The 24277-nt window shown below is 38.6% G+C and carries 22 protein-coding genes; 6 read left to right on the forward strand and 16 right to left on the reverse strand.

All coding sequences use genetic code 11. The features are described from left to right. Nucleotides 1–98 precede the first annotated feature (98 nt). Both P8O16_RS10495 and P8O16_RS10500 read right to left on the reverse strand, forming a co-directional pair. On the reverse strand, nt 99–1781 hold the full coding sequence (locus P8O16_RS10495) for a DUF2207 domain-containing protein (RefSeq protein ID WP_300314292.1): 1683 nt from the start codon (nt 1779–1781) through the stop codon (nt 99–101). Between the two features lie 219 nt (nt 1782–2000). Beyond that, nucleotides 2001–2561, reverse strand: coding sequence for a LemA family protein (locus P8O16_RS10500; RefSeq protein WP_300314294.1), 561 nt, complete (start codon nt 2559–2561; stop codon nt 2001–2003). 210 nt (nt 2562–2771) lie between these two features. Here P8O16_RS10500 and P8O16_RS10505 point away from each other — a divergent pair, with 210 nt between their 5' ends. After that, nucleotides 2772–3470, forward strand: a complete 699-nt coding sequence (locus tag P8O16_RS10505) for a GDSL-type esterase/lipase family protein (protein WP_300314297.1) — start codon at nt 2772–2774, stop codon at nt 3468–3470. Nucleotides 3471–3602: 132 nt separating this feature from the next. Here the strand turns inward: P8O16_RS10505 and P8O16_RS10510 are convergent, their stop codons facing one another. After that, nucleotides 3603–4619, reverse strand: a complete 1017-nt coding sequence (locus P8O16_RS10510; RefSeq protein ID WP_300314300.1) for a phosphotriesterase — start codon at nt 4617–4619, stop codon at nt 3603–3605. A gap of 23 nt (nt 4620–4642) precedes the next feature. Beyond that, on the reverse strand, nt 4643–5329 hold the full coding sequence (locus P8O16_RS10515) for a hypothetical protein (protein WP_300314303.1): 687 nt from the start codon (nt 5327–5329) through the stop codon (nt 4643–4645). A 691-nt stretch (nt 5330–6020) separates the two neighbouring features. Between P8O16_RS10515 and P8O16_RS10520 the strand changes: the two genes are divergently transcribed. Next, entirely contained in the window at nt 6021–8741 is a 2721-nt protein-coding gene (locus P8O16_RS10520) for a DUF6797 domain-containing protein (protein WP_300314306.1), read from the forward strand. Between the two features lie 60 nt (nt 8742–8801). Then, nucleotides 8802–10445: an AMP-binding protein gene (locus P8O16_RS10525; protein WP_300314309.1), complete on the forward strand. Its 1644-nt coding sequence runs from the start codon at nt 8802–8804 to the stop codon at nt 10443–10445. A 76-nt stretch (nt 10446–10521) separates the two neighbouring features. Here the strand turns inward: P8O16_RS10525 and P8O16_RS10530 are convergent, their stop codons facing one another. From P8O16_RS10530 to P8O16_RS10565, 8 genes are all read right to left on the reverse strand, one after another. Beyond that, nucleotides 10522–12090 carry an L-serine ammonia-lyase, iron-sulfur-dependent, subunit alpha gene (locus tag P8O16_RS10530; RefSeq protein ID WP_300314312.1) on the reverse strand — a complete coding sequence of 523 codons (1569 nt, stop codon included), beginning with the start codon at nt 12088–12090 and terminating at the stop codon, nt 10522–10524. A 243-nt stretch (nt 12091–12333) separates the two neighbouring features. Then, on the reverse strand, nt 12334–13329 hold the full coding sequence (locus tag P8O16_RS10535; RefSeq protein ID WP_300314315.1) for a ligase-associated DNA damage response exonuclease: 996 nt from the start codon (nt 13327–13329) through the stop codon (nt 12334–12336). A gap of 87 nt (nt 13330–13416) precedes the next feature. Continuing rightward, nucleotides 13417–14046 carry a flavin reductase gene (locus P8O16_RS10540; RefSeq protein WP_300314318.1) on the reverse strand — a complete coding sequence of 210 codons (630 nt, stop codon included), beginning with the start codon at nt 14044–14046 and terminating at the stop codon, nt 13417–13419. Beyond that, entirely contained in the window at nt 14043–14486 is a 444-nt protein-coding gene (locus P8O16_RS10545; protein WP_300314321.1) for a hypothetical protein, read from the reverse strand. The genes P8O16_RS10540 and P8O16_RS10545 overlap by 4 nt, the downstream gene beginning before the upstream one ends. A 15-nt stretch (nt 14487–14501) precedes the next feature. Beyond that, complete coding sequence (locus P8O16_RS10550) at nt 14502–14765, reverse strand: hypothetical protein (protein ID WP_300314323.1); 264 nt, start codon at nt 14763–14765, stop codon at nt 14502–14504. 72 nt (nt 14766–14837) lie between these two features. Continuing rightward, a complete protein-coding gene (locus P8O16_RS10555; protein WP_300314327.1) occupies nt 14838–15518 on the reverse strand; it encodes an SDR family NAD(P)-dependent oxidoreductase in 681 nt (226 codons plus the stop codon). Nucleotides 15519–15613: 95 nt separating this feature from the next. Beyond that, nucleotides 15614–16318, reverse strand: a complete 705-nt coding sequence (gene folE, locus P8O16_RS10560) for a GTP cyclohydrolase I FolE (RefSeq protein ID WP_300314329.1) — start codon at nt 16316–16318, stop codon at nt 15614–15616. Beyond that, nucleotides 16278–16688: a 6-carboxytetrahydropterin synthase gene (locus P8O16_RS10565; RefSeq protein ID WP_300314332.1), complete on the reverse strand. Its 411-nt coding sequence runs from the start codon at nt 16686–16688 to the stop codon at nt 16278–16280. Before P8O16_RS10565 ends, folE begins: the two co-directional genes overlap by 41 nt. A gap of 297 nt (nt 16689–16985) precedes the next feature. Here P8O16_RS10565 and P8O16_RS10570 point away from each other — a divergent pair, with 297 nt between their 5' ends. After that, nucleotides 16986–17678, forward strand: a complete 693-nt coding sequence (locus P8O16_RS10570; RefSeq protein ID WP_300314335.1) for a murein L,D-transpeptidase catalytic domain family protein — start codon at nt 16986–16988, stop codon at nt 17676–17678. On the opposite strand, the gene P8O16_RS10575 is transcribed toward P8O16_RS10570, so the two are convergent. Genes P8O16_RS10575 through P8O16_RS10590 form a run of 4 tightly spaced genes read right to left on the reverse strand, consistent with a single transcriptional unit; the run spans nt 17675 to nt 22252 of the window. Beyond that, nucleotides 17675–19300, reverse strand: coding sequence for a L,D-transpeptidase family protein (locus tag P8O16_RS10575; protein WP_300314338.1), 1626 nt, complete (start codon nt 19298–19300; stop codon nt 17675–17677). The genes P8O16_RS10570 and P8O16_RS10575 overlap by 4 nt on opposite strands. A 9-nt stretch (nt 19301–19309) precedes the next feature. After that, a complete protein-coding gene (gene kdsA, locus P8O16_RS10580) occupies nt 19310–20158 on the reverse strand; it encodes a 3-deoxy-8-phosphooctulonate synthase (RefSeq protein ID WP_300314341.1) in 849 nt (282 codons plus the stop codon). After that, on the reverse strand, nt 20145–20729 hold the full coding sequence (locus P8O16_RS10585; RefSeq protein WP_300314343.1) for an HAD family hydrolase: 585 nt from the start codon (nt 20727–20729) through the stop codon (nt 20145–20147). The genes kdsA and P8O16_RS10585 overlap by 14 nt, the downstream gene beginning before the upstream one ends. Beyond that, nucleotides 20711–22252, reverse strand: coding sequence for a bifunctional GNAT family N-acetyltransferase/carbon-nitrogen hydrolase family protein (locus tag P8O16_RS10590; RefSeq protein ID WP_300314345.1), 1542 nt, complete (start codon nt 22250–22252; stop codon nt 20711–20713). The genes P8O16_RS10585 and P8O16_RS10590 overlap by 19 nt, the downstream gene beginning before the upstream one ends. Before the next feature lie 147 nt (nt 22253–22399). On the opposite strand from P8O16_RS10590, the gene P8O16_RS10595 reads away from it, so the two are divergent. Continuing rightward, entirely contained in the window at nt 22400–23302 is a 903-nt protein-coding gene (locus tag P8O16_RS10595) for a mechanosensitive ion channel domain-containing protein (RefSeq protein ID WP_300314346.1), read from the forward strand. A gap of 50 nt (nt 23303–23352) precedes the next feature. Next, on the forward strand, nt 23353–24276 hold the full coding sequence (locus P8O16_RS10600) for a hypothetical protein (RefSeq protein WP_300314348.1): 924 nt from the start codon (nt 23353–23355) through the stop codon (nt 24274–24276). Nucleotide 24277 lies beyond the last annotated feature (1 nt).

A 24277-nucleotide genomic window follows, 5' to 3' on the forward strand; every position in this document is an offset into this window, starting at 1 on the left:
ATTTGGAAATCCCTACTTCAGTCATCGGTCTTTGGTCTATTAAAATAAAGAAATTAAGCTTCTGACTTCACCCAGAATAATGATAATTTTTAAATCATCTACCAGCTTCCTCCACCGCCGCCACCAAATCCACCTCCAGATGATCCTCCGCCTCCCGAACCTCCAGAACTGGAAGGAGAACTCACCATAGTGGATTGGGTAGATTTGATAGAATTATTAAAGGATTTGGAGAAATGATTCATTGACATGATCCTTCCTGAAGTAGAATAGTACCAGGTTGGTGGCTGTATGTTTAGGGCATCGAATTTCTTTGCCCATTTGTCAAACATGCCAAAAGCCAAGGCATAGCTCATCGTAGACTCGAAATAAGAAGGGTCTTCCTTGAGTAGCATTTTGAGTTTGTTCTCCTCAGCGACTTTGATGAATTGTTTGAAACCTTTCAACTCGGATAGAATCGCAGTTCCTTCTTTATTCTTTTTGATCAAAAACTGACTCATGACTATCAAGAAAAGTAGCAAAACTACGACAGCGATTGCGGCTATTATTCCCCAGAAAAACAGAAATAATGGCGTAAGAATTAAAATCAGAATTACTAATCCGACGATTGTAAAATTTTTAATTCTACGAGACTTATTCACATAGTAAATCTGCGCTGCGGCTTTTAGATCACCACTTGCGGTACTCATTGTGGTATAAAACTTCTCTTTGAGACTACTGACTAGCACTTCTGTTGTGCTTGCAAATAGTCCATTGAAAAGTTGGCGCTGATATAAAGGAGCATCAGCTTCAAGATCTTTCAATTTGTTAAGCCTAGTGTCATCCTTGGCAAACCAACCCTTTTCATCTATCTCCTCAATAGTGAGGTAGCCATTGGAAGCCCAGAAGGGAATGAGCGATATCAAATCTGTTGTATCTCCAGAATCATCGATCAAGTAACCCACCATAGCCGGATCCATACCTTTTGGCGGATAGTAACTCGTCGTAGTGGTGACATGATCGTCTTTTCCATGTTTTTTCCAAATTGCATGAAATGCAATATAGACTAAGGTCAAAATGATTATCCATCCATAATTTGTCCAGAACGGCCAGAAGGGTTTGATTTCTTTAACACTCCCCAAAGGCAATTTCAAAAGGACTGTCACCGCTTCTCCGCCAGAAGAAACTACATCAGGTTTGCTGGTGCCAGAAAAAGTACCATTAGAATAACTTGACTGAAAATCTGAGGAGGGCACATTTGAACCTATCATTCCGGAATACAAAAAGTAATCTCCTTCCTCAAGTGTGACTCCATTAGGCAAATGAACTTTGAAATCAATTTTATTGAAAGGAGCATTCCAATCACTAGGCTTGATATTCCAATAGAATTGTATGGCCTCCTTCTCGTGAAGAAAAGCGTTCTCCACTCTATACCTGATTTCGTACTGCTGTGGGCCTTCCAAAGTCACATCGCCATCACCGATTTTGATCTGTAAATTATCGGACATTTTCTGCCCAAATGCTGAGGGAGCCTCAAACTTATAGCCTGGAACTTCAATGTTGCTTACTTTGATCTTACGGGTTTCTTGCTTGTGATCTTCAGTCAACAAATCATAGGAAGTTTGAATATCCCGAAAAATCCCATGTTTTGGAGTTTCAAAATTGAGGTTGTATTTCTCAACTACATCAAAATAACCATCCTCATGAATCGTAATTTCCACTGAGTAGGAAGTGACTGTAAAATCTTGAGCATAGACTTTTAGCTGCGCAAAAAATAAGAGTAATAAAAATGAGATTTTTTTCATGTTAGTGCTAAAGTTCCTACAAAGCTTAACTGAAGATTTGTAAGGATAATTGTTTTCTAATTAAGAGATAGGTGTTTCTTACTTTCTGAAAATATTTTGACAAAAGCATCAGTGAAAAAGCTCCAAACTAGATTTTAGGCTACTTCGGTCACCGGTCTTCTGTCTTACGTCCGGTAAAACAAAGAATTATGGGTAATGGCATCAAAAAGGATAATCAGATCAAGTAAAACTCACTTTTACATTTTCACGACTTTCTGGCTCAGTTTCGAAATAGTCAAAATGTTGGTAATTGAACATACCCGCAACCATCACTGCTGGAAAACTTTCCCCATAGGTGTTGTTTTCGCGAACAGTGCCATTGTAATAGCGTCTTGATCGTTCTAGATTTTCTTCTATTTCATTCAGTTTGTCTTGGAGTTGAAGAAAGTTAGTATTGGCTTTAAGATCGGGGTATGCTTCACTTAATGCAAAGATGCTTCTCAGTGTTTTTTGGATTTGATTTTCTGCTTGGATCTGTTGGTTGATGTCATCAGAAGGTACAGCCATCGCAGCATTTCTGGCTTGGATTACCGCTTCAAGGGTTTCTTTTTCATGACTTGCATAGCCTTTTACAGTTTCCACAAGATTAGGAATAAGGTCATAGCGTCGCTTAAGAGCTACATCTATATTACTCCAGCCATCTTTTACTGTGTTTTTGTTTTTTACAATTTTGTTGAAAATACCGATTAGAATAATGCTTAGAAACACGATGATTCCAGCAATAATGAGAAATACTACCATAATGCGTTGGGTTTAAAATGGATTAGGACAGAGATATCAAAAAAGTAAATTGGTATACAGTCTTTTCGTACTCCAATGATTTTATAATATCAAAATACCAACTTTTATTGAAAACTCAAGAATATCGGCATATCCAAATATGGAAAACAAAGCCTCCACCCGAAGATTATTAAATTACCCTTACAATAAGCAACGCTATCCGATCTTGAAATGAAGTCACTCCACTTAATCCTAATTTCTTTAGTTCTTTTTGCATTTCAGCCTAAAGAGTATACATCTGACTATCTGAATGATCTGAAAATCGAATTCCAGAAAAAATGGCCTGAAAACAGGACGATCAACTTGGTTTTTCATGGACATTCTGTACCTGCCGGTTATTTCAAAACCCCAATTGTAAATACCCTCGAATCCTATCCTTACCTAGTATTAAAGGAGCTAAAAGCACAATATCCATACGCTGTGATTAACATCATCAATACCTCGATTGGTGGCGAAGATTCTAAAAGTGGAGCCCGGCGATTCAAATCAGATGTCCTAATTCATAAACCTGATGTACTATTTATTGACTATGCCTTAAATGACAGAAGTCTTGGAATTGATAGCGCAAAAGTTGAATGGGAATCAATGATCCAAATGGCCTTGGAAGCGGATATAAAAATCATTCTTTTAACTCCTTCACCCGATCAGAAAATAGATTTAAAAGAAGATGATACCATTTTAGATCAGCATGCAAATCAAATTCGTGCCTTATCAGAAAAATACGAGGTAGGCCTTGCTGATAGCTACGCATTGTTCAAAAATGAAGTAATCTCTGGAGGCGATCTTGTTTCCTTGATGTCTCAAGGAAATCACCCGAATGAAAAAGGACATGCACTAATTGCCAAAGGGATTTTGGAGTATTTCCAGTAGTATTTAATAGGTTGCACATGTTGACCCTGACAAGGGTTCTATAGCTTATTTTGATTTCCAATTATCCAGGTACAAACCCCGTAAATTGTATTGGCTTTATTACAATTTCGGATAGCCTTCGGTTTAATCTCCCTAATTACTTAACCCAAAAGCTTGTTTGGGATTATCTATTAATAGCGTTTCCCAATCTTGTTTTGTAAACCCTTTAGCATCCAGTTTAGGCACTAAGTCAGTAAAAATCGCTGTGAAAGGCTGAAAATCTCCGCCATTCGCTTCACCTGGCTTGTACCAACCAGCGTCATGAGAGATTAAAACCTGATCTAAAAAATCATTTTCCTTGGCAAATAGTAATCGATCGACATAGGAATCTACTTCCCACCCAATCCCATCCCAGGAAATCCAAACACCCAATTCCGCTGCTTTCTTGAAATTCTCGAAATCGGGTTCATTTTGGGCATGCACCCAAACGAAAGCCGAAGGATCAATTCCCATTTCTTGCAAAACCGCAACTTCCTGCGAAGCCGCAAACCAAGGACCTGTATGAGAGACAATTTGTAAACCAGTCTTCTGAAAAGTTATTCCAGCAGCTCTAACGAGTTTGGAATCGACATCACGCAACGGTTCCTCCGCATTTACAGATATTTTGATGAATCCAGGTTTAATGCCGGTGGAAGAAATCCCATTTTCAAATTCATCAATCCATCTAGCCGCAAGTTCCTCAGCTGACTCAGAAAATGCATGTTTGGGCAAGTATTTCCCATCCACAGCTCCATAATACCCTGTATTAGTAACCAGCTGAATTCCCGACTTTTCACTCAAAATCTTTAAAAGCTCTGGATCTTTTCCTAAATAGGATGGAGTACAATCGAAGATAGTTTTGACACCAAGTTTTCTGACCTCCAAAAGATATGGCAAGACTTTTTGAACTACAGAATCCCGATTATATCGATCCTCGGAAACCGAATCCGCACCAATGAAATCGACTAGCATATGCTCGTGAATCAAGGTGAGCCCTAAGGAATCAATCGAATGACTGCCTGAAACTGAATTAAAAAATCCATTTGATTCGTGACTCACTTTCTCTTGGCAGGAAAAAGACAGAAGTCCAATAATAAGAAGAACTGATATACTAAATCCGAAAGGCTTCATTAAAGGCAATTTAACTGATTCAGTTAATCCATCAATATTATTTCCTCTACTTGACACTTGCAGACAGCAGTATTCAGACCTATTTTTTCAAGGGAACAAGCTAAGGTTTTTGCAGAGGTAAGATTTATTTTGACTTCATAAACCCCCTCCTGATCTCCTAAGAAGCCGAATGAATACTGCGTGTTTTCAGTAAGCCATTCTGCAATTTCTTCAAGTTTAAGTCCTTTAACCTCTACTGAATTATTTTTATGGGCAATGAACTTTTCAATTCCTCGATTGGGATTAAACAAGGCATTCTTCAAAAGTGAATCGTCTTCAACTTTCATGCAATTGAACTCTATTGACTTAGTTCCTATTGAGAATCGATCAGGATATCTATTTATCAGATCGTCTAAGACTTCTTTTAAAAATGCGGAATTGATTTCCTGATCAGAACTTGTAAGCTTTAAACTGTATTCGCTCTTTTCCCATTCAGATTTGATTGAGAATTCAGGCCAGACCTGTTTGAAGACTTGATCCGGTTTTCCAATTACTTGAATCATTTTTGGACCTGAAGCACTACCTCCTTTGTGAAAACCTGTTTGAGGAAGTGGTATTAGCTCAAATGAATAATTAGCATTTTTGATTACAAACTCATCTTGAGTCTCTTTGGCGAAAGAAAACTCAACAAAAAAAAGACAAATCAGAAATACTAATGAAAGTGGTTTCATAATAGACTGGATTTAAATCGAACTTAAATTTAAAACTGAAAAATTATTTTCAAGGTTTTGCATATGCCACTAAATTTATTCCTCTTCTCCAAATAGTATCTTTTATTCAAACCTATCTATCCCTCGCTCTTCCTGCAGAAATCTTCCAAATGAAGCAGTATTCCCATGAGTGAGGTAGACTTTTTCAGATTCTGTGGCAAAAACCTATCCTTACCATTCCCCATGATCCGAAAGCACAAAGCCACGGTTTGCGGTTCGTCTTCTTCTTGCTACTCGGACAGCCAGATAGCCAGAGCAAACTCCAGATCGATTAGTTAAGAATCTCCGCATTCAAGCAGTAAACATGGCTGATGGAGGAGCGATAACCAGGGAACCTTTGAAACTATACTTGGGTGTTTCAGCTGTTACTTTTTTACATTCCAGATTTCCATTCCATTTGTAATTGAACCTTGGTTGGTATTCCAAATAGCTCTGACAAATCAAAAAACTGAAAGCACAATCAGATTAAGTTCCAAATTCCAATAGCAAACAAGTTTGCTATTAAAGAAAGCATCCTTTTATAATACAGTACTCTCGAAGAAATATGTATTTTCTCTACTCTCTATCAGAAGTTTACCTTAATTTAAAATCGATTCTTGAACAGAAATGAATATTGAAATAGAATTAGCAAATAAGCCCACTTAACCTAATTATGAAAAGACTCCTGTTTGGTTTGAATTCTCTTTTATTCCTTCTGATTTTCATAGGATGTAATTCCAATACAACAGAATCAGAAATTCCAATTGGTTTTAACCTTCAGGAATCAGACCTCCCGGATTATGAAAAGGATATTGACCATGAAGGACTCTTAACTGCATGGGATGATAGGCAAGGGGAATCTATTCGAACAGGCGAGCATATTTATAACAATATCTGTTTCAATTGCCATGGAAATCCTGATCAGGAAGGCTCAATGCCAAATGCTTTTAAATTTTGGAAGGATGAATTTAAAGTAGGAAAAGATCCCTATTCGATCTATCAAACGCTTACCAGAGGCTACGGGTCAATGCCACCACAAGTCAATTTAACCCCGGTAGAAAAGTATGATATTATCAATTACTTAAGGGAAGAATTTTTAAAAGAAGACAATCCGAATCAATATTTAGAAGTAGACTCCACATATCTCGCAAGCTTACCTTCTGGAATGAATATTGGTCCTGCTCCCAAAGAATTCAAACCTTGGGCTGAAATGGATTATGGGAATTTTTTAATAAATACCTATGAACTCGCAGGACTTGATGAAGCTCCAAGAGAACGCTCTGGTGGTCCAGCTCCGCTACCAGATGAAAATCTGGTGAATTCCAATTTTGCTTATAAGGGCATTGCAGTAAGACTTGACAAAGGGGAAGGAGGAGTTGCCGCTGGCAAAGCTTGGATGATGTTTGATCACGATCTGATGAGGGTTGCAGGCGCTTGGACAGGTGAAGGCTTTATAGATTGGGAAGCAATTTTATTTAACGGAAGACACAACATTTCCCCTAGAACAATCGGAGAATTACATTTTGAAAATCCTGTTGCACCGGCTTGGGCAAACCCAGCCACCGGAAGCTTTGATGATCCCAGATTTACGGCAAGAGACAAAAGGAAGTTTGGCCCATTGCCAAGAGATTGGACTCATTACGAGGGTCTATACCAATTCAATGATCGGGTAATTATTTCATACACGGTGGGCAAAGCAAGAGTATTGGAAACTTTTGGACTGGAAACTTTGGATGATCAACCTGTTTTCACCCGAACACTAAACATATCTCCCTCTGACAAACCACTCAGAATGAGAGTTGCCCCAAGGACTACAGCTGTTGCATTGGTAGGTGACGGAGCGGAATTAAAAGATCAAGGAGGATTTAAAGTATTGGAAGTAAATCCTAACAAATCTCTGAAAATCAAATTATTGATAGCAAAGTCAGAAGTAACAGGACTCCAGCAGTATTCTAAATCTTCATCACAACCAGAGGATTTGAATACCTTGATCAAAGGAGGTCCTGCCAGATACCCTCAAATATTAACTACAGAAATTCAGAAGGGCGAGCAAGAAGGTCCCTTTCAAGTGGACATTCTGAATCCACCATTTGATAGCCCTTGGAAAAATCAATTCAGACTAAGCGGTCTGGACTTTTTCAAAGATCCCAACAAAGGTGTGATTTGCTCTACTGACGGAGACGTTTGGTTGGTAGAAGGTTTCCTCGAGGATTCCGGAGAACTTACTTGGCAACGTATCGCTTCAGGTTTGTTTCAGCCTTTGGGAATAAAAGTGGTGAAAGAAGAAATTTATGTCACCTGCCGAGATCAACTTGTTCGCTTGCATGATTATAATGGAGACATGGAAACAGACTTTTATGAAAGCTTTAACAATGATCATCAAGTGACCGATCACTTCCATGAATTTGCCATGGGGCTTCAGGTTGATGATGAAGGCAATTTTTATTACGCCAAAAGTGCCCGCCATGCCAGAGAAGCTTTGATTCCCCAGCATGGGACACTTATCAAAGTCAGCAAGGACGGTCAAAAAACCGATATCGTCGCAAGAGGTTTCAGAGCAGCAAACGGGGTTTGCATCAATCCTGACGGCACTTTTATCGTAACGGATCAGGAAGGTCACTGGAACCCGATGAATAGAATCAACTGGGTAAAAGAAGGCGGATTCTATGGAAACATGTTTAGCTACAACCCACCTCCTGACAGCACTGAAAATGGAATGGAACTTCCCTTAGTTTGGGTAGAGCGAGATATTGATCAATCACCTTCTGAACTTTTGTGGGTAGATAGCAAAAAGTGGGGAGCGCTGAATGGGAAACTCCTAAACTTCTCCTATGGCTATGGAAAAGTCTTTGTAATTCCATACGAGACAGTTGTGGATCAGGTACAGGGAGGCATTTTCGAATTACCTATTCCGAGATTTTCTACCGGTGTGATGCGTGGTCGATTCAATCCCGGAGATGAGCAGTTGTACCTCTGTGGCTTATCTGCTTGGGGTTCCACACAGCCACAATTGGGAGGACTTTATCGAATAAGAAAAGTAAATCAACCCATGGTTATTCCAATTGGAATCAAGGCCACTACTGCAGGAATTGAGCTAAGATTTACCGATGAACTCGATCAAACTAGCGTCAATCAAGTTGCTAATTATACCGTAGAAACATGGGATTTGTTGAGATCAAGGAATTATGGATCAAAGCACTACAATGAAAAAACTCTACCTGTCACCAAAGCGGAGTTAGGGAAAGATGGAAAAACGATAACGCTGACTATCCCCGACATTAAACCAACATGGGTCATGGAAATTCAATATCAAGTGAAGGATAAGAATGGAAAAAGCATTGAAGGATCAATCCAAAACACGATTCATCAATTGGGAGAAATAGCCGTTAGGTGATATTTCTCTTTTCAAAAAAATAAAATTCCTATATTTCTATTAACCTAAAATAACCGATACATGAAAAGCTTTAATACTCCCTTGGAGGCGTTTGCCCATTGGGTAGATACAACACCAAGCAAAACATTCCTAAGACAACCTATTAATAGGGTATTTAAGGAATACACTTTTCAAGAAGCAGACCAAGAAATACGAAAAATAGCTTCTGCATTAAAAGCCATGGGACTGTCAAAAGGCAGTCATGTTGCACTTCTTTCTAAGAATTGCGCCCATTGGATCATGGCAGATCTCGCTATTATGATGGCAGAATGCATTTCCATACCCATATATCCCACTTTAGGCGCAGAGTCAATTAATGAAATATTGGTTCATAGTGAGTCAAAAGCCATCATAGTCGGCAAATTGGACGATTATAGTCAGCAAAAATCAGGGATACCTCAAATTCCGATAATTGGAGTTGAACTATATGACATTAATGAACCTCTCAGTTGGGAAGGGCTTGTAGCAAAAAATCAGGCTTTAAAAGGTCTAATTGATCAGAAGCATGAAGACCTTATGACCATCATGTACACCTCAGGAACTACTGGTAGCCCTAAAGGTGTCATGCACACTGTGGGTAATTTTAACACCTTGCTCAATACAGCATTTGAGGTTATTAAATTACCTAAACAACCTCGATACTTCTCTTATCTACCGATGACCCACATTGCTGAAAGAGCGGGGGTTGAACTATCTGCTGTCTACCGCGGTGCTTGCGTAAGCTTCCCAGAATCACTTGCCACATTTGGAGAGGACCTTGCTTTGGTTCAGCCTGAAACATTCTTTGGAGTACCTCGAATTTGGCAGAAATTCCAAGAAAAGATTCTCGAAAAGATGCCTCAAAAAAAACTGGACCGGCTCATTAGTCTGCCAATTTTAGGTGGTTTTATCAAGAAAAAAATCCGAAAGAAATTAGGCTTGGATGCCTCATTAGCAAATTTTTCTGGTGCAGCACCTATCGCGATTAGCTTGCAGAAATGGTACGCAAAACTTGGTATAGAAATCAATCAAGCGTATGGTATGACAGAAGATTGTATTCTTTCGCATTTTAATTTACCTGGCTCTAATAAATTTGGTACTGTAGGTAGACCACTGCCTGGAGTTATATCGAAACTATCTGGAGAGGGCGAGATCCTGATTAAGAGTGATTGCCTAATGGAAGGTTATTTTAAAGAGCCAGAGAAAACAGCTGAGATGTTTACTGAAGATGGTTTTTTAAGAACTGGAGACATTGGAGAATTCGATCATGATGGCTACCTATCTATTACCGGACGTATCAAAGATCAATTCAAAACAGACAAAGGGAAATACATCAGTCCTGCACCTATTGAATTGGAGTTGTTGAAAAACGGAGACATTGATCAGGTCTGTATTGTAGGAACTGGTATTCCTCAACCAATTGCTTTGGTCGTAGTATCTGAACTTGGAAAGTCAAAAAGTAAAGCAATATTGGAGAAGTCACTGATGGGTACTATCAACGAACTCAATCTTGACCTTGAAAGCTATGAGAAAATTGCCAAGGTGATTATTATGGAAGAGGATTGGTCTGTAGACAACGGATTATTGACTCCTACTTTAAAAGTAAAACGAAATAGAGTCGAAGGAATTCATAAAGATCGATACGGACATTGGTTCGAATCTAAAGGCGATGTGGTTTATGAGTAATAAAAAGAGTAGGTGAATCAGAAGAACATCTTTTGCTTCACCTACTTATTTTTTTGATTTTAAGATCTTTGAGTTCTTAGCAACTTTTATAAAAATGCTTCTGAGTAAGTCTAGCTTCGATTTCCTTGGCAGTTTTCGTAATAGAAAGCCCTCCCAAATTGGTACATCTTAGGGTATTGGGAATACTTTTTCCTACTTCATACATGGTTTCTATTACCTCGTCCAATGGAATTAGATGATCGTAACTTGCCAAGGCCATATTCGAACAGGAAAGTGCATTTGAAGCAGCCATCACATTTTTATTTAGGCAAGGTGCTTCTACCCTATTTCCAATTGGGTCGCAAATCATTCCTAAAGAACTTTGCAAAGCCATGGAAGCAGCAGAAATACTTTGATTCAAGGTACCTCCAGCCAAACTTACAATTGCTGCGGCAGCCATAGTAGACCCAGAACCGCATTCTGCCTGACAACCACCGACTTCAGCCGCAAAGGTGGAATGAGCCGCGATAAATACTCCTATCAAACCGGCAATCATTAAGGCTTTGACTGTCTCCTCATCGGAAAGTCCCAATGAATCAGCTACTCCTAATACAGCACCTGGCATCGCTCCACAGGATCCGGCTGTGGGAGCAGCAACGATCACACCCATGGAACTCTTTACCTCCATGATTGCGGATACATACATGATAATCCTGTTTAAAACATCCCCGTCAATCAGTTTTTTTTCTTCCATCATGGACTTAAAATTCACTGATTGTGGCCCCAAAATACGGTCTTCAAATTCAGTTCCTTTCAATCCAGTTTCTACAGCGTTTTTAAGGATTATTCGAATTTCATTCATTTTTGAAAGCACTTCATGCTCGGGAATATTTCCCCGCATACTTTCATATTTTACTGCCAGTTCCCATAAACTAAGATTCTTATCTTTATTATACGCTAGCATCTCATCACAGGTGATGAATGGAACAGTTATGTTTTTTCCCGCCAGAATCGGTAATACTGGCTTGATTTGCTTCACTTGAGAGACACCTTCGATTTCTTTTAGCTCCTCGATAATTGACTCATTCAAAAAAGCCTGAGACGTTAATGCCAAAAAATATCCTTTCTCAACATGAAACTCCACATCCTCTAATATTCCGGATTGCAGCAGGTAATTATTCAACTTTTGTAGATCAGATGAGTAGATCAAGGTTACAAATTTATCTCCTGCTAAAGAGACCTTTACACCATCAATTTCTATAACTTCTATCATTCCACCCCCAGTGGAGTTGGCAATTACCTGGTGAGTCTCCCAGGGATTCTTTAAAGTAATTTGATAGGTATTTGGATGATCATACTTAAGATCCTTGATATTGATTTCAAATTTAATTCCAGCAGCTCCGAGATGCATTTCGGATTGAACCAATCGCTCGTCATATGCTTCCCAACCCAAAAAACCTCCAAACAAACCCATATCCGAACCCTGCTCTTTGTGCGTAGTAGCCAGAGAACCATTGGGATCAAAATCAATGATGATTTCAGAAATCCTACCATTCATCAAGTCATGGCAAATCCTACCAATTCTTAAAGCTGCTGCACAATGGGAACTGGATGGGCCTCTCATCACGGGACCGACCACGTCATTAAATATGCTTGGGTAATTCATGGGATCATAATTTTTAAACGAATCAATATATTGATTTTAAGTTAATTAAGACTAAGGTAGAACATAAGATTTTTGGTTTTTTTTAATATTCTTTAAATGGATATCTGTTCTATTGAACTTACCCTTTGAGAAGAGTTTTTTGAAAATTAAATGAGCTTCCCCCGCCCTTCTAAAGAAATTGACTAGATTTTAAATCCTTATAATTTTGAATTCAATAACCTACGTGCAGAAATTAAAAAAAATTCAAGATTCTTCCTCTTCCCCAAAAAGTGTCTTCAATTCAACTGCGTCAATCCCTCGCTCCTCTTGAAGAAACCTTCCAAATGACGCCGTATTCCCATGAGTCAGATAGACTCTTTCTGCCTCAGTAGCAGTGATGGCTGAAACCAAGCCTTCCCAATCGGCATGATCTGAAAGAACGAATCCACGATCTGAAGCTCGCCTTCTCCTTGCCCCTCTCACAGCCATCCAACCAGAGCAAATTCCTGTTCGGTAAGGAGAAAATCTGCGAATCCAAGGCGTACCCATGGCTGAGGGTGGGGCAATAATCAAAGAACCTTTGAAAGCAGACTTGGGTAAATCCGCTGTCACTTTTGGGACATCCCAGATATCAATTCCATTAGCGATTAATGCTTGATTGGTATTCCAGATGGCCCCATGTACATATACTGAACCGACACTTTGATCAAGGTTTTGGAGGATACGCTGAGCCTTTCCTAAGGAGTAAGCAAAAAGCACGGTATTCCTTCCTTCCGCGACATTTGACCTCCACCAGGAATTGATCTCTTTAAAAATTTCTGATTGGCTTTCCCATTTATAGATCGGAAGTCCGAAAGTACATTCGGACACGAATTCATGACATCTGACAGGTTCAAATGGCGTGGATAAACCATCTGAATCAACTTTGTAGTCACCGCTGACGACGGCTACTTTCCCTTGATATTCTATCCGAACTTGAGATGAACCGGGAATATGACCTGCCGGATGGAGGGAGATTTTAACTCCATTGATGTGAATGTCTTGGTTGTAATCAAGGGTCTGAAGGCTAATTTCTTTTCCAAGGCGAAGCCTCATAACTTCGGCAGAATGATGATGTGCCAGGTAATGTTTCATCCCCCAGCGAGAATGGTCCGAATGTGCATGAGTAATTACGGCACGATCCACCGATCTCCAGGGATCAATATAAATTCCGGCGGCCGGGCAAAATAAACCTGATTCGGTAAGTTCTAGGAGTTTCAATTTATTGTTACAAAATCTTAAAAGAAGACTGTCTTTGTATTAGAAATTGAATGGAGGATTTTTCTATTTAGTTTTTTTGGCCAAAAATTAAATTTCAGATGGCATCTGAACAGGCTTAGCATAGCTCAACCTACTTAGCTTCAATCCTTTGTGATACTCATCCAAACCAGAAACAGTTACTGTGTCTAGCACATTCAAATCCAAAGAGCCATCAACCCTCAAGCCTTTTTCTTCTACGAAGATATGTGAAATACTACCTATTAACAGCACAGTCTGATTTACCTTCAAAGTCTGCGTCTCAACCAGTTCGCAAGCAAGTTTTAAAGGACTGTTTTTCACAAATGGTGCTGAGAAACCAAGTAAGTATTCGGGGACTAAACTCGTATTTTCAAATTCCGAGCCATCCCAATTCGCGGAGGACCAATGGGCTTCCTTGTAAAATTCGGAGGTGACATGATTAAGAGTAAAAAAGCCAGTTTCCAGAATGTTCTCAAGCGTATCACGCTTTACAGTATGAGGACGAAATAAAATCCCTACCAAAGGAGGAGATGCCCCAATATGAAAGACCTGTGAAAAAGGAGCGAGATTGGTTACGCCTTCCTTATTCTGAGTTCCAATTAAATTTAAACTCTTATAACCTGAGAGGCAATTAATTAGATTTCTCCGGTAAAAGGAGTCTGCCGAAAGTATTGCTTCTTGATCGAAATGTTTTATCATTTCATTATTGCTTCTTCGATGGAGTCACAATACTGTATATCCAACTGGTCTATAATATTTTCAGGGTAATTTTGGAGGATTTGAGCTTTGGCTATTTGAACCATTTTTTCAAACCACTTTTCTGAAGGAAGTATTTTTCGATGTTTGGTTACACCGTATTTAAGCATTTCACTTTTCCAATGGATAAAGTACCATTCCATCGTAGGTTGATGAAATGCCCGCAAGGAACGCTTATCAAAAATGAATTTTTGAAAGTCTCCTTCTTTGACCAAATCTCCGATTCTATAAAAAGTCTCTTTGAAATCATCGATAGGTATGTAATCCGCAAGCAATTCACAGATAACCATTTTTTTCTCCACATTAATTAGCACCCGAGCATATTTCTCCTCAAAGGCTAATTCAAAATCTCGCGTTTCGGAAGGATATTGAGTTTCGTTCATGACAGGCGTGTTTAATCAATAAACAGATTTATTTTTTTGAGACTGAGAAATAATTACATCTGACTTGATTTGATCAAGCTTTACTTCAAGATTGGATGCATAATCCAAGGTAGTACGAAGCATTTCCTGTTGAGCTTGGATTTGCTCTTTGAGACGTTCGAGTTCTTTATTGACTCCGCTCAATTTTTGATCATACTCCTTTTTGAGCCTTTCTTTCTCAAGTTGGGCTTTCCTCAATTCTTCTTTGAATAATAAGAATGATTCAGGTGGTGTCTTCATATTCACAGTTCTTACTTCTCGGGACAATACCCATTAAGAGTACACTTTTCGAAGTCAAATTGTTTAAAGATCTTATTTAAGATTTGACATACCTCCATCTAAATGCAGGATTTGACCTGTCATCCATGAGGAGTTTTCCGATAGTAGATAGAATGCAGCGTTAGCAAGATCTTCCGGAGAACCTATTCTTCCCAGTGGATGTCGCTTGTCTGATGCTTCTTTTTTCTCAGGAGTAGACAGCAGGTTTGATGCCAGAGGTGTATCCGTCAGAGATGGAGCAATCGAATTTACTCTGATTTTGGAGGGAGCCCACTCAGCTGCCAAGGATCTGGTTAATCCTTCAACAGCCCCCTTTGCGGAAGCTATTCCTGCATGAAATCCCATCCCAGTCTGCACTGCAACAGTGCTAAATAAAACGACTGAAGCAGAATCGGACTTTTTCAATCCTTTAAGACAGGCCTGAAGAACTCGTACTGCTCCAAAAAAATTAATGTCCATTTCATTTTGGAAATCTGAAATGGCTATCCGGTGAAATGGCTTCAGGTTGATTGTACCTGGACAATAAACCAATCCATCAATGACCTCTGGAAGGTCAAGAATTTGATCAAAGTCTACAGAAACGTCCAGAACATTAGTCCCATTTCCACTTTTTGAATACAAGAAAAGATGAGCTCCAGCGTCGGAAAGTTGATCGGCTAGTGCTTTTCCAATCCCGGAGTTTCCTCCAATTATTACAATATTTTTACCTTTCATATAGTCTATAAAAGCAATTTTGGATGTTTTTTGTTTTAGAAAGTCAAAAAAAAACCGGACAAAAATCCGGCTTTGTTGGTCTAGTCTTCTGAATTCTATTTTTTCAATTCGATATATTTCAAAAACTCTTGTCGGGTGTGCTCATCGTGCTGAAATTTTCCTGAATAGAATGAAGTTACAGTGGAACTGTTTGTATCCTGGACACCACGAGAACTTACACACATGTGGTATGCATCCATGATCACTGCTACGTCCTCGGTTCCTAAAGCTTCTTTCAATTCATTACCAATCTGCATAGTCAATCGCTCTTGAACTTGTGGCCTTTTGGAATAATACTGAACAATCCGGTTGATTTTGGAAAGGCCAATAACATCTCCGTTGGAGATATAAGCAACGTGAGCTTTACCATAAATTGGCACAAAGTGATGCTCGCAATGAGAATGAAATGTGATATCTTTTTCTACCAACATCTCATTATACTTATACTTATTCTCGAATAGTTTAGCAGCAGGCTTATTCTTGGGATTTAATCCGCTAAAAACCTCTTTCACATACATCTTCGCGACACGGTGCGGCGTTCCTTGGAGACTGTCATCGGTGAGATCTAACCCCATGATGTGCATGATCTCTCTGAAGTGCTTCTCAATAAGTTCAATTTTCAAGTTGTCATCCATTTCGAAAGCATCCTCTCTAAGGGGAGTTTCAAAGGAAGTTCCTACATGGTCTTCTCCCAATTCATCAAATGAGGAGTTGGAAATATTAATTCCCATTGTATTCAACAAAGTTTCTTTCTGTTTCATAAAGTCGAATCTTTAATTCGAATCTCCGATCAATTTTTTCCCTTAAAATATTCCAAATAACCACTGCAATATTCTCAGCGGTTGGATTAAGTTTACTGAATTCATCGGTATCCAAGTTTAAATTTTTGTGGTCAAATTTATTTAAAACGTGTTCTTTTATAAGATCACTTAATATTTTCATGTCATAGACATATCCAGTATCTGGATCAATTTCCCCAAACAGTTCCACAAACAATTCGTAATTGTGACCATGGAAACTAGGATTGTTACACTTCCCGAATATGGCTTGGTTTTTTTCTTCTGACCAAGAGGGATTGTTTAATCTGTGCGCGGCATTGAAATGCTCTTTTCTGAATACGGATACTTTCATTGGATGTTGAACCCTGATTATTTATTTTTGTTTAATTTTTATAAAATTTCGTTAAACAAAATTTCCAAAACCTTGCTATTCAACGAATTATTTTTTCTTTGGAGTTTATAAATTTACAGAATAATATTCTGCTATTAACTTTCGTTATTTTTATTGATCCGGATAATAAACCCCAATTTCTTCGAAATAGGTTCCCGGAACCAAATTTCTGAATTTTTGATTTATAAGATGTATAACCAATAGGTAGACAAATTTCAATCACCAGAAAGTTCTCTACATTCATATTTCTGAATCTCTATGCGACTATCCATCTTATTTCTTTCACTACTTGTATTATTTGCGAGTTTTATCCCTACTAATATTGATGCTTCCTTTCCTGAGACAGGCGACAAATCAATCGATTCAATTGATAGCATATACGAAAGTTTAAAATCAAAAAATCCTGAATTACCTTCAAAGGAGGTATTCAAGCTAGCCTACATAGGATGGGAAAAATTGGATCAGGAATTAAAAACTCGAGTTCTAACGATCATTGATTTTAGTCTTCCTTCTACAGAAAAACGCCTTTGGGTGATTGCTCCCGAAGAAAAGGAAGTACTTCTCCACTCGGTAGTTGCCCATGGAAGAAATTCAGGAGAACTTATGGCGAGTAAGTTTTCGAACAAACCAGAGTCTTATCAAAGCAGCCTTGGTTTCTATATGACTGGAGAGACTTATCAAGGAAAACACGGATATTCTTTACGTTTAGATGGCCTTGAAAAAGGTGTTAATGACCAAGCCAGAAACCGAGCAATAGTTATTCACGGTGCAGACTATGCAAATGAGTCTTTTGCAAAAATAAACGGAAGGCTAGGGAGAAGTCTAGGTTGTCCGGCCTTACCTTCGGAATTGTCAACCAAAGCAATCAACTTGATCAAGGACGGTTCACTTTTATTTGTTTTCGCTAAAGACGAAAATTACCTCTCAAGCTCCCAGCTTCTACAACCTTAATTCCTCAAAAATTCTAACACTTCCTGATCACGATCATAGATATCCGGCCTGAAATAAGCTTTTCCATTCGAATCCGCCCAAAAAGTAAGATAAAGTAATACAACAGGGATTTTCTTTTCCAAATTCACAATACGCTCGACGTTTTGATGCATAGCTTCATCGATTTTTTTTGAAGTCCATTCTGGATTATCTTTTAGAAGTAATGACGCTAGTTTTATTGGATCTTGAACTCTTATACATCCATGACTAAGTGCACGCTCTTCCTTTGTAAATAAAGCTTTCGACGGGGTATCATGTATATAGACGCTATATCGATTTGGAAACATGAATTTCACTAACCCCAAAGAATTACTTCCACCAGGTTTTTGTCTTATTAGGTAAGGAAATGATTTAGAAGACCAATTAATGGAACCAGGATCAACAACTTTTCCCGAATAAGTGATCACTTCCATATTCTTCTGATTCAAATAATTGGGGTTTTTCTTTACAGAAGGAATAATCTCATTTTTAATAATTGAATTTGGGATATTCCAATATGGGCTAAAAACAATATAACTCATATCTGCCGTAAAGATTGGCGATTCATGATATTGCTTTCCTACTATCACTCTGGCCGAAAACAAGGTATCAAGATTATGAATATAGTCTAACTGATAATTTGCGATATTAACCAGTATAAACTCATGATTTATAACTGTATCAGGAAGCCATCTAAGCCGCTCTAAGTTTACTGAAGCCTTATCTATAAGATCTTCTGGTGAATAGTTGAGTGCCTGACCAGTCAAATTTCCGATGGCTCCATCTGGCTCCATACCATTATTCTTCTGAAACTCTTTGACTCCTTTCAGCATCGTCGAGTCGTAGCGTTTTTGATCCCAAACAGGATATTGAGATAAATAACCCCAAAAAATCAAACGGTCTCGAAGAATTGGAATAATTGAATTTTCATCTCCTACTTTAATTGTTTTATCAATTTTTACTCTTTTCCAAGAAAGTGTATCGGACTTGCGAAGCTCATCCATTGACCTGATTACCTCTCTTCCCCTTTTGTAAATCACAAAATCAGGATAAAGTTTTTCAAGTTGTCTTCGTATATCAACAGAACTCACACCTTCTTCAAGCAGTGCGCTATAATCTGCTTTTTTAGGCTTTCGCGTAATATCCCAAGTTGATTCCAAAGCTATTGGATCCACTTTACCGCGCTCCAGATGAGACGCCAAATGAAAAAAAGCATCACTTAGAATCAAATCTAAATCTGCTAAATCGCCTGGATTATTTTTAGTTTTATTCTTTTTGTTGTTTTCGAAAGTTTGAAAAAAAGTCTCTAAAATCTCAAGATTGTAATCTGATGGATTGAGCCCATCAAACTTTGATTGAAGGATTTCAAATCGCATTTCATATGCTAATTCCTTCAAAATCCCATTTTCAGACCATACCTCTTCAAAATTTCGATTAGCATAAAAGGTCTGAATCTCGTCCTTGCTTAGTAATGAGGTTCCACGGATTTCGATTTTCTTTCCCGGCTCATCAGACTCCAACCTAAATCTAATCTGATCGCTGATAGTTGATGAAAAGCCAGTCTGCAGATAAAAAAAACCAAGAATAGCTAATACAATGTTCATATATTAAGACTACAATACTTGAAAATCCTGGTACTTCCGGCCTAGTTTCCAAGCTTCATGGAGCATTTCCAAAAAGTCTCCCATACGATGAAGAGGGATCAAGTTAGGCCCATCACTTAAGGCTTTTGCAGGTTCTGGATGAGTTTCTATAAAAAATCCATCAATTCCGGTTGCCGCCGCCGCTCGAGCCAAAATCGGTGCAAATTCCCGCTGACCTCCACTGGTACCTCCTTGTCCACCCGGTTGCTGAACGGAATGAGTGATATCAAATACCACAGGTGCAAACTGTCTCATGATCGGAAGCCCTCTCATATCCACAACCAAATTATGATAGCCTAAAGAGAATCCTCGCTCAGTTAGACATACATTATCATTTCCCGTAGATCGGACTTTTGTTACTGCATACTGCATATCCTCTGGCGCCATAAATTGACCGCGTTTTATTTTAACAGCCTTTCCGGTATTTCCAGCTGCCAAAAGCAGATCGGTCTGACGACAGAGAAAAGCTGGAATCTGAAGTACATCCACTACCTCGGCAACTTCAGCAGCTTGATAACTTTCATGAATATCTGTCACTAATGGAACATTGAGGGCCTTCCCAACTCGTTGAAGCACCTCCAGCGATTTATCCATTCCTATACTTCGAAAAGAACCTGAGGATGTGCGATTTGCTTTATCAAAAGAGGCTTTAAAAACATATGAAAACCCATACAATTCAGCCCATTCTTTTACTTTAGTCCCGATTTCCATACAGATATCAAAGCTCTCCACCGCGCAAGGCCCAGAAAACAAAACCGGCTTATCTACTCCCAAGATCACATCTTCAGTGATCTTCATAACTTGATTAGTTCTTATCATTTTCCTTTTGGGATAAATTTTCAATTATAGGGACAAGCAATTGACTGGCATGAAGCAGCAAATCGCCGATTTCTCTAAAGACTCCTTTTCCACCGGGAAATCTGGAAACATAATGAGCAAAGGGTTTTACGTATTCTACCGCATCTGCCGGGCAAATCGCCAAGCCGACCTTCGAAAGGATAGGAATATCGATCAAATCATCTCCGATATAAGCCACTTGATCTGCCTCCAATTCTAAAGTCTCAAGCACTTCTTCGAGTTTCTTTCCTTTATTCTTCACTCCATGGTAGTGAAAATCAAACTTCAATTCTTCGCATCGATTTTCTACCACTCTTGAGTTACGGCCGGTGATTGCCCCCACCATAAATTTATTCCTTCTCAAGTGATTTACGATCAATCCATCTTTGACATCATATTTCTTATACTCAACTTCCATATTATCATAGATGATACCACCATCTGTCAATACTCCGTCCACATCTGTGATGAGTAGTTTGATTTTTGAGGCTTTTTCCCAGACTTCATCCGGAATATGAGAAAAATATAAGGCAACTATTTTTTCTGTTTCCATTGGATCGAATAAAGGTCAAGTCTTCGTTGTTCAAGGTTTCTTACACTTCCTGCTTTTCGTTGCTTGGTCAATAAGTCCAAATCAACATCCGCTACAATAATTGTTTCTTCGTTTTCCGAAGCTTGCGCTACTATAGCATCATGCGGAAAAGAAAAGTCAGAAGGTGAGAAAATTGCTGCTTGGGAATATTGAATATCCATATTCTCAACTTTTGGGAGGTTACCCACAGAACCAGTGATTGCCACGTAGCATTCGTTCTCGATCGCACGTGATCTGGCGCAGGTATTTACTCGAAGAAAAGCATTCTTGGTATCAGTCCAAAAAGGAACAAATAGAATATCCATTTCCTGCTCAGCAAGAATTCTTCCCAACTCAGGAAATTCCACATCATAACAAATCAATATTCCAATTCTTCCAGCATCAGTATCAAAAACATTGATACCATTACCACCCTGCAATCCCCAATAGGAAGCTTCATCAGGAGTAATATGCAATTTGTATTGTTTGTCTTGAGTACCATCCCTTCGGCATAGGTAACTTACATTTCTAAGTTTCTTTCCATCATATTCGGGCATAGAACCGGCGATGATATTTACGTTATAGGAAACCGCTAGATCACTCATTCGACTAATAATCTCATCAGTGTAGTCAGCCAAATTTCTAATAGCCTCTGAGGCATCCATATCATTAAATTCCGCAAGAAGCGGTGCATTAAAAAACTCAGGAAGAAGACAAAAATCAGATTTATATCCAGAAACCGTATCTACGAAAAACTCAACTTGTTGCATCAAATCATCCACATTGGAGAAACGACGCATTTTCCACTGTACTAATCCAAGTCTGACGATTGACTTCTTGTTTCCAATTAACTTTTCGTCCTTTTCATAATAGATATTAATCCATTCCAGGAGAGTAGCATAGGCTCTAGAATCTGTATCAGAAGGCAAATATTTAGTAATAACCTTTCGGACGTGAAACTCATTGGCTAATTGAAACGAAAGAACTGGATCAAAAACCTCTTTATTTTTAACTAAGTCGATGTACTTTCTTGGAGTCATCTCATCAGCATATTTCGAATAGCCAGGAATACGTCCGCCAGCGATAATTGATCTTAGATTTAAATTCTCGCAGAGTTCCTTTCGGGCATCGTATAATCTTCTGCCAATTCGCATCCCACGATAATCGGCATGGACGAATACATCTGTTCCGTAAAGCGTATCTCCTTCATCATCATGGGTATCAAATTTGCCAAAACCGGTGATCTGATCGTAGGTATGATTATCTCCAAATCGCGCATAATCCACGATTAAGCTCAAAGCCGCAGCTACTACAATCCCATTATCCTCTATACAAATTTGGCCTTCAGGAAAGGCATTAAGTTGATTTTTTAGTTCTGATTTTGTCCAAGCTCCACCCTGATTTTGATAGATCGATATCATTATTTTGCGGATATCTTCGTAGTCAGAAAGCTTGATGTTTCGAAGTTTGAGTCTATGCTCGAGTTCTTCTCTGTGTTTGCTCATGAGCCAAAATTAGCCAAAACTCTCTAATATTGTGGCATTATCAAATTCGAATTGATATTAAAGAAATCGTAACTTGCCTTATAGGATTCACCCTTTTGGTATTGATTTAGCTGTAGAAAATCAAAAAAAAATAAGGGCAAATATTTAATGGAACAGGAAATAGAAGCAGTAGCAAAAGAAAAAGCAGAGGGAATTATTGATTGGTTTGAAAAAATCATGAATTTGAGCCTTTTTAATTTGGGAGATTCCAAATTGACTATAGGACTTATAATTACATTGGTTATTTCCTTCATTATACTTTTTGTGGGCTCCGAGTGGATTCGTAAACTTATCGTCAATAAGATTTTAAGCCGCTACAGATTGGATTTAGGAACTCGGACCTCTATAGGAACGATGGTTAAGTACTTTTTAATCTTGGCAGGTATTTTTTCTATTCTCCAAACCAATGGCCTTGATTTAAGTGCATTTGGAATCTTGGCAGGAGCGGTAGGTGTTGGTATAGGTTTTGGACTCCAAAATATCACCAACAACTTCATTAGTGGATTGATTATCCTTTTTGAACAACCAATCAAAGAAGGGGATCGAATAGAAGTTGGGGATGTTTCAGGTGATGTAATTAAAATATCCGCAAGATCAACCATGATCGTAACAAATGACAACATAAGCATCATCGTACCAAATAGTCAATTTATTGATAGTCAAGTAATAAACTGGTCACATAATGATCGAAATATCCGATTCAACTTCCCTGTAGGTGTTTCATACAAAGAAGATCCCGAAAAAATAAAACGAATTTTACTTGATGTAGCTAAGCATAATGGTGGGGTTTTGAATTTACCTGAACCAGATGTTTTATTTGAGGAATTCGGTGATAGTAGTCTTAATTTTAGCCTTCGGGTTTGGACTTCGGAATATATCAATCGGCCAAAAGTTCTTAAAAGTCAATTATATTACGAGATCTTTAGGATATTTAAGGAAGAAAACGTTGAAATACCATTCCCACAACGCGATCTTCACATGAAATCAGGGTTTGAAAATCTAATAAAATAAGTCTAATTTTCAGCTCTAATAAGAAAAAGAGGCTAGAGTAAAGTCTGAACATGAAAAAACTAATATTTATTTTTCTTTTTTTCTCCACTGCCTCTGCCTATTCACAAAGCTTCTACAGGTATCGATTTGAAGAACCATGGTCGATATCGGCGAGTATCGGTCCTACCCAATATTTTGGAGAACTCTATTCTTTTTGGAAGTATAGCGAGGGAGTTCAACCCGATTGGAATGCAAATATAAGTTTCCACTATACCTTTGGCACCCACCTGAGAGCTCGAGGAGATTTCTCTTACATCAAAATGTCTGGTCAAGACCCGCCATCAGATCCAAGAGCAAATCGTACTCCAAGAAATCTGGACTTTAGAGCTCAAAACTGGGAAGTAACCGGAATAGTGGAATATTATCTATATCCAGTCAAAACACCAAACATCAACCGCCCCCTTTGGAATGCGTACTTGTTTGCAGGGGTAGGAATGTCGACAAACAATCCAGAAACCCAGTTAGATGGAAACTGGGTTGACCTTCGACCGCTACAACTCGAAAATAACCCTTATGAAAGGTATATTTTAGTGATTCCAACAGGACTGGGATTCAAATACAAGTTAAATGTATACATGGATCTGACCTTAGAAGGAAATTACCGATGGACTTTTACAGACTACATGGATGACATTTCTGCATACAATGTATCAGAGTTTTATTTAGATCTAGTGGATGATTATGTCACTGGAAATAATCCTGATCGACTTAGGCTTGCAATCAGAAATCCGAACTTCATGGATGACAACGGTCTGCCTGATGTCGATAAAATCCTAAGAAACAATGGCCGAATCCGAAGAGGATCAGGTCTTACCCATAGATACGATGGATACATGACAGTTAATCTTGGTCTTGAAATCCACTTGTCTCGAGATATTTTCGACAACTGGATCTTCAGAAACCGAATCAACGAAAAGCGATTCAGATTCTGGTAAG

Origin of the sequence: Algoriphagus sp., from assembly GCF_029254265.1 — a bacterium.
In the GTDB taxonomy this organism is placed as follows: domain Bacteria; phylum Bacteroidota; class Bacteroidia; order Cytophagales; family Cyclobacteriaceae; genus Algoriphagus.

Bases quoted from the DNA above. Each gene is read 5' to 3' on its own strand.
- P8O16_RS10495 (WP_300314292.1), bottom strand. From the start codon at position 1,781: ATGAAAAAAATCTCATTTTTATTACTCTTATTTTTTGCGCAGCTAAAA.
- P8O16_RS10500 (WP_300314294.1), bottom strand. From the start codon at position 2,561: ATGGTAGTATTTCTCATTATTGCTGGAATCATCGTGTTTCTAAGCATT.
- P8O16_RS10505 (WP_300314297.1), top strand. From the start codon at position 2,772: ATGAAGTCACTCCACTTAATCCTAATTTCTTTAGTTCTTTTTGCATTT.
- P8O16_RS10510 (WP_300314300.1), bottom strand. From the start codon at position 4,619: ATGAAGCCTTTCGGATTTAGTATATCAGTTCTTCTTATTATTGGACTT.
- P8O16_RS10515 (WP_300314303.1), bottom strand. From the start codon at position 5,329: ATGAAACCACTTTCATTAGTATTTCTGATTTGTCTTTTTTTTGTTGAG.
- P8O16_RS10520 (WP_300314306.1), top strand. From the start codon at position 6,021: ATGAAAAGACTCCTGTTTGGTTTGAATTCTCTTTTATTCCTTCTGATT.
- P8O16_RS10525 (WP_300314309.1), top strand. From the start codon at position 8,802: ATGAAAAGCTTTAATACTCCCTTGGAGGCGTTTGCCCATTGGGTAGAT.
- P8O16_RS10530 (WP_300314312.1), bottom strand. From the start codon at position 12,090: ATGAATTACCCAAGCATATTTAATGACGTGGTCGGTCCCGTGATGAGA.
- P8O16_RS10540 (WP_300314318.1), bottom strand. From the start codon at position 14,046: ATGATAAAACATTTCGATCAAGAAGCAATACTTTCGGCAGACTCCTTT.
- P8O16_RS10545 (WP_300314321.1), bottom strand. From the start codon at position 14,486: ATGAACGAAACTCAATATCCTTCCGAAACGCGAGATTTTGAATTAGCC.
- P8O16_RS10550 (WP_300314323.1), bottom strand. From the start codon at position 14,765: ATGAAGACACCACCTGAATCATTCTTATTATTCAAAGAAGAATTGAGG.
- P8O16_RS10555 (WP_300314327.1), bottom strand. From the start codon at position 15,518: ATGAAAGGTAAAAATATTGTAATAATTGGAGGAAACTCCGGGATTGGA.
- folE (WP_300314329.1), bottom strand. From the start codon at position 16,318: ATGAAACAGAAAGAAACTTTGTTGAATACAATGGGAATTAATATTTCC.
- P8O16_RS10565 (WP_300314332.1), bottom strand. From the start codon at position 16,688: ATGAAAGTATCCGTATTCAGAAAAGAGCATTTCAATGCCGCGCACAGA.
- P8O16_RS10570 (WP_300314335.1), top strand. From the start codon at position 16,986: ATGCGACTATCCATCTTATTTCTTTCACTACTTGTATTATTTGCGAGT.
- P8O16_RS10575 (WP_300314338.1), bottom strand. From the start codon at position 19,300: ATGAACATTGTATTAGCTATTCTTGGTTTTTTTTATCTGCAGACTGGC.
- kdsA (WP_300314341.1), bottom strand. From the start codon at position 20,158: ATGATAAGAACTAATCAAGTTATGAAGATCACTGAAGATGTGATCTTG.
- P8O16_RS10585 (WP_300314343.1), bottom strand. From the start codon at position 20,729: ATGGAAACAGAAAAAATAGTTGCCTTATATTTTTCTCATATTCCGGAT.
- P8O16_RS10590 (WP_300314345.1), bottom strand. From the start codon at position 22,252: ATGAGCAAACACAGAGAAGAACTCGAGCATAGACTCAAACTTCGAAAC.
- P8O16_RS10595 (WP_300314346.1), top strand. From the start codon at position 22,400: ATGGAACAGGAAATAGAAGCAGTAGCAAAAGAAAAAGCAGAGGGAATT.
- P8O16_RS10600 (WP_300314348.1), top strand. From the start codon at position 23,353: ATGAAAAAACTAATATTTATTTTTCTTTTTTTCTCCACTGCCTCTGCC.